Origin of the sequence: Sulfurifustis variabilis (genome assembly GCF_002355415.1) — a bacterium.
Taxonomy (GTDB): domain Bacteria; phylum Pseudomonadota; class Gammaproteobacteria; order Acidiferrobacterales; family Sulfurifustaceae; genus Sulfurifustis; species Sulfurifustis variabilis.
The window spans coordinates 3,902,626-3,916,550 of the sequence record NZ_AP014936.1; the positions used below are offsets into that span (position 1 = coordinate 3,902,626).

13 protein-coding genes are annotated in these 13,925 nt (G+C 66.5%); 8 read left to right on the forward strand and 5 right to left on the reverse strand.

Annotated features, from left to right (window positions below; all coding sequences use genetic code 11):
• Positions 1–64: 64 nt before the first annotated feature.
• On the forward strand, positions 65–2,620 hold the full coding sequence (locus SVA_RS18975; RefSeq protein ID WP_096462702.1) for a helix-turn-helix domain-containing protein: 2,556 nt from the start codon (positions 65–67) through the stop codon (positions 2,618–2,620).
• Here the strand turns inward: SVA_RS18975 and SVA_RS18980 are convergent.
• On the reverse strand, positions 2,617–2,973 hold the full coding sequence (locus tag SVA_RS18980; protein ID WP_096462703.1) for a hypothetical protein: 357 nt from the start codon (positions 2,971–2,973) through the stop codon (positions 2,617–2,619). The genes SVA_RS18975 and SVA_RS18980 overlap by 4 nt on opposite strands.
• 131 nt (positions 2,974–3,104) lie before the next feature.
• On the opposite strand from SVA_RS18980, the gene SVA_RS18985 reads away from it, so the two are divergent.
• Positions 3,105–4,334 carry an OmpP1/FadL family transporter gene (locus tag SVA_RS18985; protein WP_148665563.1) on the forward strand — a complete coding sequence of 410 codons (1,230 nt, stop codon included), beginning with the start codon at positions 3,105–3,107 and terminating at the stop codon, positions 4,332–4,334.
• Positions 4,335–4,341: 7 nt separating this feature from the next.
• Here the strand turns inward: SVA_RS18985 and SVA_RS18990 are convergent, their stop codons facing one another.
• The gene (locus tag SVA_RS18990; protein ID WP_096463042.1) at positions 4,342–4,506 is read right to left on the reverse strand and encodes a rubredoxin; all 165 of its coding nucleotides are present in this window, start codon (positions 4,504–4,506) and stop codon (positions 4,342–4,344) included.
• 165 nt (positions 4,507–4,671) lie between these two features.
• On the opposite strand from SVA_RS18990, the gene hemH reads away from it, so the two are divergent.
• From hemH to hemL, 4 genes are read left to right on the forward strand one after another with little or no spacing between them, the layout of a single operon-like run.
• A complete protein-coding gene (gene hemH / locus SVA_RS18995) occupies positions 4,672–5,703 on the forward strand; it encodes a ferrochelatase (RefSeq protein WP_096462705.1) in 1,032 nt (343 codons plus the stop codon).
• A complete protein-coding gene (gene thiD, locus SVA_RS19000) occupies positions 5,703–6,512 on the forward strand; it encodes a bifunctional hydroxymethylpyrimidine kinase/phosphomethylpyrimidine kinase (protein ID WP_096462706.1) in 810 nt (269 codons plus the stop codon). Before hemH ends, thiD begins: the two co-directional genes overlap by 1 nt.
• Entirely contained in the window at positions 6,509–7,168 is a 660-nt protein-coding gene (thiE, locus tag SVA_RS19005) for a thiamine phosphate synthase (protein WP_096462707.1), read from the forward strand. The genes thiD and thiE overlap by 4 nt, the downstream gene beginning before the upstream one ends.
• Positions 7,143–8,441: a glutamate-1-semialdehyde 2,1-aminomutase gene (hemL, locus tag SVA_RS19010; RefSeq protein WP_096462708.1), complete on the forward strand. Its 1,299-nt coding sequence runs from the start codon at positions 7,143–7,145 to the stop codon at positions 8,439–8,441. The genes thiE and hemL overlap by 26 nt, the downstream gene beginning before the upstream one ends.
• 57 nt (positions 8,442–8,498) lie before the next feature.
• On the opposite strand, the gene SVA_RS19015 is transcribed toward hemL, so the two are convergent.
• The 3 genes from SVA_RS19015 to polA form a co-directional block, all read right to left on the reverse strand.
• Entirely contained in the window at positions 8,499–8,735 is a 237-nt protein-coding gene (locus SVA_RS19015) for a hypothetical protein (RefSeq protein WP_096462709.1), read from the reverse strand.
• Between the two features lie 267 nt (positions 8,736–9,002).
• A complete protein-coding gene (locus SVA_RS19020; protein ID WP_096462710.1) occupies positions 9,003–9,620 on the reverse strand; it encodes a c-type cytochrome in 618 nt (205 codons plus the stop codon).
• A gap of 291 nt (positions 9,621–9,911) precedes the next feature.
• A complete protein-coding gene (gene polA, locus SVA_RS19025; RefSeq protein ID WP_096462711.1) occupies positions 9,912–12,686 on the reverse strand; it encodes a DNA polymerase I in 2,775 nt (924 codons plus the stop codon).
• A gap of 107 nt (positions 12,687–12,793) precedes the next feature.
• On the opposite strand from polA, the gene SVA_RS19030 reads away from it, so the two are divergent.
• On the forward strand, positions 12,794–13,477 hold the full coding sequence (locus SVA_RS19030; protein WP_096463043.1) for an LOG family protein: 684 nt from the start codon (positions 12,794–12,796) through the stop codon (positions 13,475–13,477).
• Entirely contained in the window at positions 13,474–13,851 is a 378-nt protein-coding gene (locus SVA_RS19035) for a DUF2782 domain-containing protein (protein WP_096462712.1), read from the forward strand. Before SVA_RS19030 ends, SVA_RS19035 begins: the two co-directional genes overlap by 4 nt.
• Positions 13,852–13,925 lie beyond the last annotated feature (74 nt).

Here is a 13,925-nt window from a genome sequence, read left to right on the forward strand (position 1 = left end):
TACTTCGGGACATCTGCTACTTCTTGTAAACAAGGCTTGAAAACGGCGAGGGAACGGAACCCCCATGGAACACAACTGGATACTGTTGAGCCTGCCCGCGGTCATCGCCCTCGGGATGAAGATCATTCTGATGGTCTACGCGGGGTACTCCACCATCCGTACCAGGCAGACCCGGGTCTTCCTTCTCCTGCTCTTTGTCCTGGCCGTCCACAACGTCACCGAGATCATGGTGTTCTTTCATGGACGAGAGGGCATACCGCTTTTCGACGCGTTCGCGTACTTCGCCGTCGCCACGGTCGCGCTCGCGGTCTTCGTGCACGTTGCGCTTTCGCTCGCTCTGGACAACGACCCCGTCCGGCGGCCGCGCGGCTATTCCTGGGCACTCGTCGGGCTCTACGGTTACATGGTCGTGCTCGAGGTCCTGCTCCTCGGCACCGACCTGCTGATCACCGGCTTCGCGCCGCTGGGGTACAGCTACTACCGGCTTCCCGGCCCGCTTTACATACTATTTGAGTTCTACGCCGTTTCGGCCTTCGTCGCGGTCATCACGCTGCTCATCTACGGCTCCATGAGGCAGCAGTTGCGGCAGCGTCGCCTCCAGTGCCAGTACATGCTGCTCGGCACGTCGCCGATGGCGCTGCTGGTCGTGGCGAACATCGTCCTGATGCACTACGGCAGCAACTGGCTCAACACCCCGGTCACGTTCCCGATTGCGGCGACCTTCTTCCTGGCCGTGACGACGTACGCGGTTCATCAGCATCGCCTGTTCGACATCCAGTTCTTCATCCCGTGGTCGAAGATCCGGAAGCGCAAGACCGCGTTCTACGGCCGCATCCGCTCGATGATCGCGGAGATTGCCGACCTCGTTTCGGTCAACCAGGCAATCGAGCGTCTGGCGGAAACCCTTCGTTGCCCCGTTGCGCTTCTGGGCGGGCCGCGCCCGGTCCTCGCCGCCGCGGGAGCGAGGCAGATGGCCGGGATTTCGATCGATCGTCTGCGCCACATCGATCACATCGTGGTCGCGAACGAGATCGCCGACAGCCGTCCGGACACCTACGCGCTCATGCGCCAGCACGGGATCGCCGCCATCGTGCCTTTCTACCCGCACAGCCAGAATGCCTCCAGCTGGCTGCTGCTCGGCGATTCCTTCAGCGAGCACGTTTACACGCCGCTCGACTTCCGCCTGGTTGAAGAGCTGTTCGACAAGATGGCGGAGCTGTTTCTCGACAAGCTCCTCACCATGCGGACGCAGCTCGCCGACGCACAGCGCCAGATCGAAACGCTGGAACATCGCCTGCAGACGCTGGAAGCGGCACTGGCGTCGACCCGGCAGCGCGTCGATATGCTGAGTCAGGAAAACACCCGGCTGCTGCGCGAGCAGCCGGCCGACAGCCTGCTCGAGGCTGCCGCCCGCACTCGCACCATGTCGGCCGTTACCTTGCTTGGGCGCGACAAGGAGATGCTCAAGCGTCTGCGCAGCCACTTCCCGCAGATGGAGCATTTCGCCGGCCCGGAGTCGGCGAGCTTCCGACGCCAACCGCCTGCCGACCTGCTGATATGCGGTTTGGATTCGGAATCGTCCGCGCTCGAGCGACGGCTGCTCGCCGTACTGACGAGCGAGAGCAGACCAAGGGCGGTTCTCTTCTACGGCGATCGCGCGCGCGATTTCGCCTTCGAACAGCGTCAGGAGCTCCGGTCTGTGCCCGTGGAGGTCTTGCCCCCGCATACGAGCGACGAGGCACTGGCTCGCAAGGCCCAGGCGCTGATCGAGCTCGGTCACGCCGTCCACGCGACCGGAACGGACTACCCGCTGATGGGCAGGAGCGCGGCCTTCGAGGCGCTGATGGGAGAGGCGAGACGCGCGGCCGGCCTGCTCGATCCGGTGTTCATCAAGAGCGACGACGCGGGTGAGGCGATCGCCCTCGCCCACTACATGCATCGCCACGGAGACAGCCGCCATGCTTTCGTCACCGTGCGCGTGGCGCTGCTGGGCGACGAACCCGAGAGCGGCATCGAAGCCCTGCGCGGCTTGATCGATCAGGCGCGCGGGGGGACGTTGATGATCGACAACCTCTGCGCCCTGCCGAACGCGTTATGGGACGAGATCGTGAGCCGGACCGAAGGACTTTCGCAGGTCAGACTGGTCGCGGCGGGCCGGCCGGAGAGCGGCCGGAGTCCGGAGCAGCTGATGCGGCCCTTCCGCCCCCTCCTGCTGGAGATCCCGGGCTTGCGCGACCGCCGTGGCGACATTCCGCTGATGGTTCACTTCTTTACCCTGCAGTTCAATCTGCAGAGCCGCACGCCGCGGTACCTGACGCAGTCCGAGACGGACGAGCTCCTGGGCAGTCAGTTCCCCGTCGACCTGTCCGCGCTCCGGGCCGCGATATATGCGCGGCTCATGTCGGCGGAGAGAACGCCCTCGAGCGAGCCCGAGGTCGAGCTCGCCAAGCAGGACCGCTCGCTGGACGAATACGTGGCGGAGTTCGAGGCGAGGTTGATCGAGCAAACGCTCAAGCGCTGCGGCGGAAACAAGTCGAAGGCCGCCCGGCTCCTGGGGCTTCGCCCCAACACGCTGCACTACAAGCTGGAACGGTACGGGTTGTCGGGGCGGAAAAGCTAGAGCCCGCCCGTGCTGACGGAGCCAGGACCGACGGCCCGGCCGGCGACGACGTCCGGGTGCGTCCGGTAGGAGAAAGCGGCGCCGGCGATGGCACACGCCAGGTTTTCCCCCCACGCCTGCACCTGCGGGCGAAAACCCACGTCGCACCAGTACCGTTCGCCGCCCTCGAAGCAGCCGCACAGGAAATGCACGCCCTTGGGCAGCAGGGACATCGCGGCGGCAACGTCCCTCGTGTAGGGCAAACAGCCGCCGGGGCCGTTCGGGTGCGCCAGGAACCGCTCGATCAGCATGTCGCCCTTCACCCCCGGGTGACGCAGCTGGCGCAGGACCTCCTCGCGATATTCGGAATTCATCGGGCTCGCTCTCGCAGGCTTCGATCGGGGCCTACTTTGTTATAGCTCACGCCGCCGCAGTTTGCGGGGTGTCCGCCTCTCGGCTATCACTTAGGACACGCGGAAAGAAATCGCGGCGAGGGGAAGAATCCGTGAAAGTGTTGATCGGGGTTGCGCTTTTGCTCGGCGCGACGGCGTCCCACTATACCTATGCGAGCTACAACTCACTACCCCGGTCCAATGCCGCCGCACTGGGCATGGCCGATGCGAACGTGGCCTTGGCAGACGGCCCTTCGGCGCAGATCATCAATCCGGCGAACCTGCTGGGCCCCGATACCCCTGCTTCCGGCTGGGAGGCCGGTGCGCTCTTCGGGCGTGTCGACATGGACCTGGCCCCGGACGCCCGGCTCCCGAACACCCTTTCTGCCGAAACGGGCTATCCCGTCATTCCGTTCCTGGCGCTCGGCTTTGCCCGTTCCGAACGGCTCGCGGTCGGTTTCGCGGTCGACTCGCCTTTCGGGGTGGCGCTCGAGTGGCCCGACCATGCGTTCGAAACCAACCTCGGACCGCCGGGGGCGCAGGATGTCGCCCGCGAGGCGGAGATCACGGTGGTGCGCGCCGGACCGGCGATAGCCTGGCGGGCCGGCGATCGTCTCGACCTCGGTGCGCGCGTGTTTTACCAGTACGTCGAGGCACGCGATGTGAGCGACATCGGCGGTGCCGAAGGCGACGGCCGTTCGATCGGGGCGCAGCTCGGTCTTGTTTATCGTTCGGGCGGCTACGCGCTCGGTGCCGCGTACACCCACCGCACGCATACGGAGATCGATGGGCAGACGAGACGTATCGGCGAACCTTCGGAAATGCACGGCAGGGCGGACATCCACGTGCCGGCCCGGCTGCAGGTCGGCGTAGCGCTCGAGGTGCGCCCGAACATGTGGTGGGAGGTCGATCTCGACTGGCTCGGCTGGTCGTACATCGACGAGTTGACCATCGTTCGCGACGACGGAAGCATTCTCAATTTTGGCCGCAACGCTCGCCATTTCGACGATGCCCTGTCCGTCAGAACGGGTGCGCGCTGGAAGATCAGGGGCGACCGGGTCGTCTACGCAGGCATCGCCTACGACCCCTCGCCGGTCGATGAGCGCGACGCGGCGCCGACGATCAATAATCTTTCGATGACGCGGGTCGGGTTCGGGATGGGTTTCCTCTTGCGGAGCGGCTTGCGGCTCGATCTCGCCTACCAGTACGTGCGTGGACATTCGCGACGGGTCACCGACACCGTCCAGGACGACATCCCGGGGCTCGGCGACACGGGCCTGTTCGAGGGCACGTATCGAAGCGAGAGCCACGTCCTGGGCGTGACGCTCGGCGGGTCCTTCTGACGCTGAGTCAGATCTCGACCATCTCGAAGTCGCTTTTCGCCGCGCCGCACTCAGGGCACTTCCAGTTCTCCGGAATATCCTCCCAGGGGGTACCCGGCGCGATGCCCTCCTCGGGCAAGCCCTTGTCCTCCTCGTAGATAAAACCGCACACGACGCACATGTAGGCCTTCATCGATCCTCGCATCAAGAGTGACTCCGGCCCGTCGCGCCGGATTCCGAACAAATGGTACCGGGAAAGCGCCGCGGAAAAGGGCGGCGCCGGCATTCTCCCATCCCAGGCGAAATGGTGAAACCGGAACTGCAGCGGTAGAATCACCGGTTTTCCGGCCGGCAGCGAATGGACCGTCGTCCCGCGGTGGTGTTGCTCAATCTGGGAGGACCCGATTCCCTCGGGGCGGTGCGGCCGTTCCTGTACAACCTCTTCGCCGACCCGGACATCTTCAAGTTTCCGCTCGGCGCGGTGCTGCAGAAACCGCTGGCCGCGCTGATCGCCTGGAGGCGGGCGCCCGAGGCCGCCAAAGGCTACGCGGCGATCGGCGGCAAGTCGCCGCTGCTCGAGAACACCCTCGTTCAGGCGCAGGCCCTGCAGCACGCCCTTGCCGACGAGGAAGACAAGCTGGCGCGTGTCGCGGGAACCCGCCGCGCGCTCCCGGCCGGATCGGACAACGCCCCGCTTGCCGACGTGCACGTCTGTATGCGCTACTGGCACCCGATGGCGCCCGAGGTCGTCGGCCGGCTGAAGGCCGCGGGGTACACGCGCGTCGTCCTGCTGCCCCTCTACCCGCAATATTCCGTCACCACCACGGGCAGCTCGTACAACGATTTTCGTCGCGCGTGCGAGCGGGCTTCGTACCGTCCCGAGCTCCGCCTGATCCGCGAGTGGTACGACGACGCGGACTATCATCAGGCGATCGTCGACTCGATCGAGAACGAGATGTCCCGCTTTCCTGTCCCGGATCCCGAGCGCATCGAGCTGCTCTTTTCGGCGCACGGCTTGCCGAAAAAAGTCGTGGACGCGGGCGATCCCTATCGGGACCACATCGAAGCCACGTACGCGGCGGTACGCTCGCGTCTCGGCTGGCCGCACGTCGCCCTCTGCTATCAGAGTCGCGTCGGACCGCTCGAATGGCTGCGGCCGTACACCGACGATGTCATCCGCGAAAAGGCGGCCGCGGGCACGAAGCAGATGCTCGTCTATCCGATTGCGTTCGTCTCGGACCATGTCGAGACGCTGTTCGAGCTCGGTATCACGTATGCCGAGCTCGCGCGCAAGCGCGGCATCGCGCACTACCGTGTCGCGCCCGCGCTCAATGCCCACCCGCTTCTCATTCGCGCGCTTGCGCGGCGAGTGCGCGAGGCGCTCGCCTGATGCGAACGGCTCCTCCGGTCGTCCTTGTCTTCGGCGGCAGCGATCCGACCGGCGGCGCCGGCCTCCCTGCCGACATCCTGGCGATCGCCAGCATGGGCTGCCACCCGGCGCCGGTCGTCACGGCAATCACCGCGCAGGACACGACAGGCATCAAGGAGTTCATGTCGCTCCCGCCCGAGCTCGTGATCGCGCAGGCGCGCGCCATTCTCGAGGACATGCCGGTCGCCGCGCTCAAGACCGGGATGATGGGCAACTCCGCGATCGCAAGCGCGATCGCGAGCATTGCGGACGATTACCCGGACATCCCCCTCATCGTCGATCCGGTGGCGAGCTCCGGTCGTGGCGATCCGCTCAGCGAGGAGCCCCTGGACGAGGCGCTGCGCGTGCTGCTGCTGCCGCGGGCGCTGCTCCTGACGCCCAACAGCGAGGAGGCGCGCCGCCTCGCGCCCGACGCCGATACCCTCGATGCCTGCGCGCAGGAACTGCTCTCGCTCGGGAGCGAGTATGTGCTGATCACCGGGACGCACGAGCGCACGCCCCAAGTGCATCATCGGCTCTACGGAAACAAGCGCCTGCTCGACACCTTCACCTTCGAACGGCTTCCGCAGACGTATCACGGCTCCGGCTGCACGCTGGCTGCCGCCTGCGCGGCCGTGCTCGCGCACGGCCTCGATCCCGCGAACGCCATCACCCAGGCCCTGCACTACACGTGGAGCACCCTGAAGCACGGTTACCGGCTGGGGATGGGCCAGCACATCCCCGACCGGCTCTATTGGGGGCGCGTGACGGACCTGTCTCGGCTGAAATGACCCGCCCCCCGATCCGCGGGCTCTACGCCATCGCGGATACCGACGTGATCTCCGTGCAACGGCTCACCGAGGCGGTGGCGCAGGCAATTGCGGGCGGGGCGAGGCTCGTGCAGTACAGAAACAAGACGGGCCCGGCCGACGAGCGCGAACGCCTGGCGCAAAGCCTTGCGACCGTCTGCCGCCAACACGATGTGCTCTACGTCGTCAACGACGACGCCGATCTCGCGGCGGCGGTCGGTGCCGACGGAGTCCACGTCGGCCGCGACGATGCCCCGATCGCGAAAGTGCGCGAGCGGCTCGGGCCGCGAAGGCTCGTCGGGGTCTCGTGCTACAACGACTTGGGGCTTGCCGTCCAGGCCGAGGCGGCAGGGGCGGATTACGTCGCGTTCGGCAGCTTCTTCCCCTCGCCGACGAAGCCGCAGGCGGTGCGCGCCGACATCGACCTGCTGCGGCGGGCCCGCTCGCGTCTGCGTGTGCCCGTGGTTGCGATCGGCGGCATCACGCCCGAAAATGGCGCGCGCCTGGTCGCCGCCGGCGCCGACGCGCTCGCGGTGATCACGGGCGTTTTCGCGCAATCCGACATCGAAGCGGCGGCCCGCCGTTACGCGCAACTGTTCGAGCAGCGAACCGATGAAACCAAGCACAGCCCGACCTGAGTCCGCGCGACTTTTCGACGCCGCGCGACGTTCCATCGCCGGCGGCGTCAATTCCGCCGTGCGCGCCTTCAAGGGCGTGGGCGGCGATCCGGTGTTCTTCGAGCGGGGGCAGGGCGCGTACCTGTGGGACGTCGACGGCCGCCGTTATATCGATTACGTCGGCTCCTGGGGACCGATGATCGTCGGTCACGCACACCCGGCCGTCGTAGAGGCCGTGCAGGAAGCGGCCGCTCGCGGACTGAGCTTCGGCGCGCCCACCGCGATCGAGACGGAGATGGCCGAGCTGATCCGTGCGTTCGTGCCGTCGATCGAGAAGGTGCGCATGGTCAGCTCAGGCACCGAAGCGACCATGAGCGCCATCCGGCTCGCGCGCGGTTACACGGGGCGGGACCGCATCATCAAGTTCGAAGGCTGCTATCACGGCAGTGGCGACTCCCTGCTGGTGAAGGCCGGCTCCAGCGCGCTGACGCTCGGCGTGCCGTCGTCGCCCGGCGTACCCGCCGCGTTGGCGAACCTGACGCTCAATCTCGAGTACAACAACCTCGCGCAGGTGGCGGAGGCTTTCGCGCGCCACGCCGACGAGATCGCCTGCGTGATCGTCGAGCCGGTCGCCGGCAACATGAACTGCGTGCCCCCGATTCCCGGTTTCCTGCAAGGTTTGAGGGAGCTGTGCACCCGCCACGGCGCGCTCCTCGTCTTCGACGAGGTGATGACCGGCTTCCGGGTCGCACTCGGTGGCGCGCAGGGCCTCTACGGCGTAACGCCCGACCTGACGACGCTCGGCAAGGTGATCGGCGGGGGTCTGCCGGTGGGGGCGTTCGGCGGGCGCGCGGACATCATGGACCGGATCACCCCGGACGGGGCCATCTTCCATGCGGGCACGCTTTCCGGCTGCCCGGTGGCGATGGCGGCGGGCATCGCTACATTGCGCCAGATCGGCAAGCCCGGATTCTTCGAGGCGCTGGCGGCGAAATCGCGTACTCTCACCGAAGGTTTGCTCGGTGCGGCGCGCCGCGCCGGCGTGCCGTTGAGTACGCAGTCCGTGGGCGGCATGTTCGGCTTCTTCTTCACCGCCGAGCCCGCGGTCACCCGGTTCGCGCAGGTGACCGCTTGCGACATCGACCGGTTCCGACGCTTCTTCCACGCCATGCTCGACGAAGGCGTTTACCTGGCGCCCTCGGCGTACGAGGCGGGGTTCGTCTCCGCCGCGCACTCGGACGTCGACCTCGAGACGACCGTGCAGGCCGCCCGAAGGGCCTTCTCCCGGCTGTAAAAAAAGCGGGCCGGTTTGACCGGCCCGTCGCACCCCGCACGGCAATCCCGTGCAGCTTTAACTCACCAGAATGTTCTCGGACGCGAAACGGACGATCGCGGCCTGCGGATGCATCGCCTCGTCGTTAAGGGCGATATCCACGCCGAGAATGGCGACCACATCGTTATGGTCCCGCACGAACGGCAGCTCCTCGCGCAGGTAGCCGTAGTGGGTCTCGTTCATGTAAACGACGTTCGGGCGCTCTCCGTGGTTGCGCTCGTAACTGCTCACCAATGTAACGATGTGGCTCAGCATATCGTGCTCCTCTGCCGTCGTTCCGGCTCCGCCGGTGCGGCCTTTCTCTTTGCCATAGAAGGAGCAATACTCGTGCCACGGGTATCGAACACAAACAACTAATTGAGGTATAAAGCATTTATTCGGGACGCACTACCGGAAAGGGGGTCTAAGGGCTGCCGCGCATTGCGTGCCCCGGCTGCCCCCGGGCGTCAGCTGGCCTGGGCCATCAACGAAAAAGGGGGCGCTTGGCGCCCCCTTTCCCGTCCGCCCGTCTCCGACAGGCGGTCAGTGGAGGCCCGCCATGTACTCGGAAACGGCCTTGATCTCCGCTTCCGACATGCGGAAGGCGATTCGGGTCATCATCTCGTCGTCGTTGGAGCGCTTGCTCGACTTGAATGCCAGCAATTGCTTTTCCGTGTACGACGCCGTTTGTCCCGTCACTCGCGGAAATCGCGGCGGAATGCCGTGGCCCGAAGGCCCATGGCAGCTCATGCAGGCCGAGACACCGGTTTTCGCGTTGCCGCCGCGGTAGATGCGCTCCCCCTTCTCGGCGAGCTCCTTGTTGGCCGCTGCGCCCGGCTTGATCTTCTGGGCCGCGTAGTACGCCGCCAGGTCCTTCATGTCCTTCTCGCTGAGCGGCGCCGCCATACCCGACATCAGCGGGTCGGTTCGCTTGCCGGACTTGAAGTCGGCAAGCTGCTTGACCAGGTATTCGGGTATCTGGCCCGCGAGCTTCGGCCAGCTGGGGTCTGCTCCCCCGTTGCCGTCGACGCCGTGACAGGCGGCACATGCCCCCGCTTTGGCCTTGCCCGCCGCGACGTCACCCTCGAACTTGGCCTGTGCAATGCCCGCCGCGAGCGCGAAGGCGACACCGAAGAATACGGAGATACGAACTGGAAACATCCTAAATCCCCCAGAAACAGCGGGCGCCGCCCAAGAAGCCCCGCCTTATACCAAGAGCCTCCGGGTGGGTCAATTTTGAGGGCGCCAGCGCGGCAAGGGCAGGAAGCGGGACAAAAAAAGCCCCGGAAACAAGGGGAGAGAGTCCGGGGCCGAACAACGTCCCGGAATTTTGGTTCCGGGACTTCCCCGCTCAGGGAGGAGGAGCGGGGAGAACGATCTTCCAACCGTTCATCGTCTATGACCGGGCCGCTCCTGGATGGTTCGGGCGGATCGAAAATCGGTTCAGCCCTTTTAATGGGCCTCGTCCCAGTTGGCTCCCACACCCACGTCCACCACGAGGGGAACCTCGAGCGTGGCCACGGTGGCCATGGCGTCACGGACCCGCTCGATGGCAGTTTCGACGAACCCCTCGGCGACCTCGAACACCAGTTCGTCATGGACCTGCATGATCATGCGCACCGGCGCGCGGCTCTCGGTTATCCAGCGATCGACCGCCAGCATGGCGCGCTTGATCAGGTCCGCGGCGGTACCCTGCATCGGCGCGTTGATGGCCGCCCGCTCGGCGCCTTGCCGGCGAGAGACGTTCGGGGCGTTGATGTCGGGCAGATGGAGACGGCGTCCGAAGAGCGTTTCCACGTACCCCCGCGTGCGCGCCTGCTCCCGCGTCCGGTCCATGAAGGCCTTCACGCCCGGATAACGCGCGAAGTAAAGGTCGACATATTGCTGTGCCGCCGCACGATCGATCTTGAGCTGTCGCGACAGCCCGAAGGCCGACATGCCGTAGATCAGACCGAAGTTGATCGCCTTCGCCGCACGCCGCATCTCGTCCGGTACCTGGTCGGGCGGCAGCCCGAACACCTCGGCGGCGGTGGCCCGGTGGATGTCCTGTCCGGCGGCGAACGCCTGGATCAGGCCCGGGTCGCCGGAGAGATGCGCCATGATGCGCAGCTCGATCTGCGAGTAATCGGCCGAGACGATGCGGTAGCCCGGTTCGGGAACGAAGGCCTGGCGGATGCGCCGGCCTTCGGCCGTGCGGACGGGAATGTTCTGGAGGTTGGGATCCGACGACGACAGCCGCCCCGTTGCGGCGACCGCCTGGTGATAGCAGGTGTGCACGCGGCCGGTAGCGGGATTGATCATCTCGGGGAGCTTGTCGGTATAGGTCGACTTGAGCTTCGCGAGGCTCCGGTACTCCAGGATGAGGCGCGGCAGCGGGTAGTCGAGCGCCAGCTCGGCGAGCACGTCCTCTCCGGTCGAGGGCTGGCCGGTCGGCGTCTTGCGCAGCACCGGAAGCGCGAGCTTCCGGAACAGGATCTCCTGGATCTGCTTCGGGGAGTCGAGGTTGAAGGGTTGCCCGGCGGCGGAGTGCGCTTCCCGCTCGATCTCGAGCATACGGTGCGCGAGCTCGCCGCTCTGGCGCCGCAGCATTTCGACGTCGATGCGCACGCCGTTTCGTTCCATTCGTGAAAGCACGGCGACCAGCGGGAGCTCGAGCTCGCGGAAGAGCGTCACGAGCGCCCGGTTCTGCTCGAGACGCGGCCAGAGACACGCGTGCAGCCGCAGGGTCAGGTCGGCGTCCTCGCCGGCATAAGCGGCGGCCTGTTCGATCGCCACTTCACGGAAGTTGATCTGCGCCTTTCCCTTGCCTGCGACGTCCTCGTACTTGACCGTCTTGTAGCCGAGGTACTTGAGGGCGAGGCTCTCCATGTCGTGACGCGACGCCGTCGAGTCGAGCACGTACGACTCGAGCATCGTATCGTAAGCGACGCCGCGCAGCGCGATGCCGCAGTTCGCCAGTACGGTCGTGGCGTACTTGAGGTTGTGCCCCACCTTGCTCCGGCGCTCGTCTTCGAGCAGCGGCTTCAGCCGCGCGAGCACCGCGTCGCGGTCGAGCTGCTCCGGCGCGCCGGGGTAAGCGTGCGCGAGCGGGACGTAGGCGCCTTCGCCCGCTCGAACGGTAAAGGCAATGCCGACCAGCTCGGCGCGCGGCGCGTCGGGGCTCGTCGCCTCGGTCCCGAGCGCGAAGAGCTCGGCGCCGGCGAGACGTTCGAGCCAGCGTTCCAGCGCCGCTTGGTCGAGCACGGTCTCGTACGACGCTCGTTCGCCCGGGACCGTCGTCGACGCCGGGGGATTGACGCCGCCGAGCTCGGCGAGCCAGGTCCTGAACTCGAGCCGCGAGTAGAGCTCGCGCAGGCGGGCGGTGTCCGGCGGCAGTCGCTTCAAGTCACGGGGACCGAGCGCGAGGGGGACGTCGCACTTGATGGTCGCGAGCTCGCGCGCGAGCGGCAGCACGGGCAGGGCGGCGCGCAGGCTGTCGCCGACCTTGCCCGGAATCCCGGCGGCGCCGGCGATGACGGCCTCGAGCGAGCCGTGCTCCGCGAGCCACCTGGCGGCGGTCTTCGGACCGACACCGGGCACCCCGGGGATGTTGTCGACCGAATCGCCGACGAGCGCCAGGAAGTCGATGATGCGCTCGGGCGGCACGCCGAACTTCTCGATGACCTTCGCGCGATCGTAGACCGTTCCGGTCATCGTGTTGACCAGCGTCACGTGACCGTCCACGAGCTGCGTCATGTCCTTGTCGCCGGTCGACACCAGCGTGCTCATGCCCTGCGACGCGGCGAGCCGGGCGAGCGTTCCGATGACGTCGTCCGCCTCCACGTTGTCGATCTGCAGCAGGGGGAAGCCCAGGGCTCGCACGATCTCGTGAATCGGCTCGATCTGGGCCGAGAGGGCGTCGGGCATGGGCGGCCGGTTCGCCTTGTACTCGGGGTACACGTCGTCGCGGAACGTCCTGCCCTTGGCGTCGAACACGACCGCGACGTACGCGGGGTCGTAATCGGCGAGCAGCTTGCGCAGCATATTCGTAACGCCGTACACCGCCCCGGTCGCTTCGCCGCGGGAGTTGGTGAGGCTCGGCATGGCGTGGAAGGCGCGGTACAGATAAGATGACCCGTCGACCAGGACCAGCGTGTTCGCGCCGTCGGCCCGACGAGGCGTATCGGCGGGCTCGGGCTTGCGCGCCGGGGCCGGTGCGCCGTCAGATTGAGGTTTTTTCCGTGGCATCAGGTACGTGTCCGGCCGCGATCCGCGACCGTGCGGTGCGCTAGATAGCTCTTATGGATGATCCGACCCCGCCGACCGACTCGCGCGCCAACCTGCGCACTCCGCTCATGCCTTCGGGCATCATGGCCCGCGAGTCCTGGAAGATCTTCCGGATCATGGCCGAGTTCGTGGAGGGATTCGAGCGGCTTTCGCAGATCCAGCCCTCGGTGAGCGTCTTCGGCTCTTCGCGCACGCCGCCCGGTCACCCCTATTATGCCCTGACCGAGGAGATCGGGCGAAAGCTGTCCGACGCGGGCTTCGCGGTGGTGAGCGGCGGAGGGCCGGGCCTCATGGAGGCGGCGAACAAGGGCGCGTTCGCCGGCCGGAGCCCGAGCGTCGGGCTGAACATCCACCTGCCTCACGAGCAGGCGGCCAATCCCTTCCACAACGTCACGCTCACCTTCCAGCACTTCTTCGCGCGCAAGGTGATGTTCGTGAAGTACGCGAAAGCGTACGTCGTGTTGCCGGGGGGCTTCGGCACACTCGACGAGCTCGTCGAGGCGCTGACGCTGGTCCAGACGGGGAAGAGCGTGCGCATGCCGATCATCCTCGTGCACCGGCCGTTCTGGAGCGGATTGATCGACTGGTTCAGCCGGACGCTCGTCGCCGAAGGCGTCATCAGTGGCGAGGACCTGAGCCTGTTCGCCGTGGTCGACACCGCGGACGAGGTGCTCGATGCCATCTTCCGCTTCTACGAGCGCGTGGGATTCGAGCCGTCGGAGGAAGAACAGGAGATCAAGCTGAACCTATGAACACCAAGACGTCTGCCGTCGTCCTCGCCGTGTTGCTGCTCGGCGGCCTCGCCGCAGCCCCGCCCCTCCCCGGCGCCGAACGCCCGGCACCTCCGCCGGCCGCGGTGCCCGAGCCCCCGCCACCGCCCGAGCAGTACGACCCGCCCGATCTTCCGGGCGCCGAAGTCGACGAGCTCGAGCCGGAGGTCACCATTACCACCCGTGGCACGGAGATTCACGAAGAGTACCGGCTGAACGGCCAGCTCTACATGGTGAAAGTGACGCCCGCCAAGGGCCGGCCGTATTACCTGATATACGACGAGGTCGGACGAGCCCGGCGCAGCGATCTCGAGCCGGACATCATGGTCCCGAACTGGGTCATCAAACGGTTCTGAGGTTCGGACCGACTCTCCGCGCTGCGCAGTCAGGCCGGCGGAAACCGCGCTGTCGGCGGCCCGTTATAATGGCG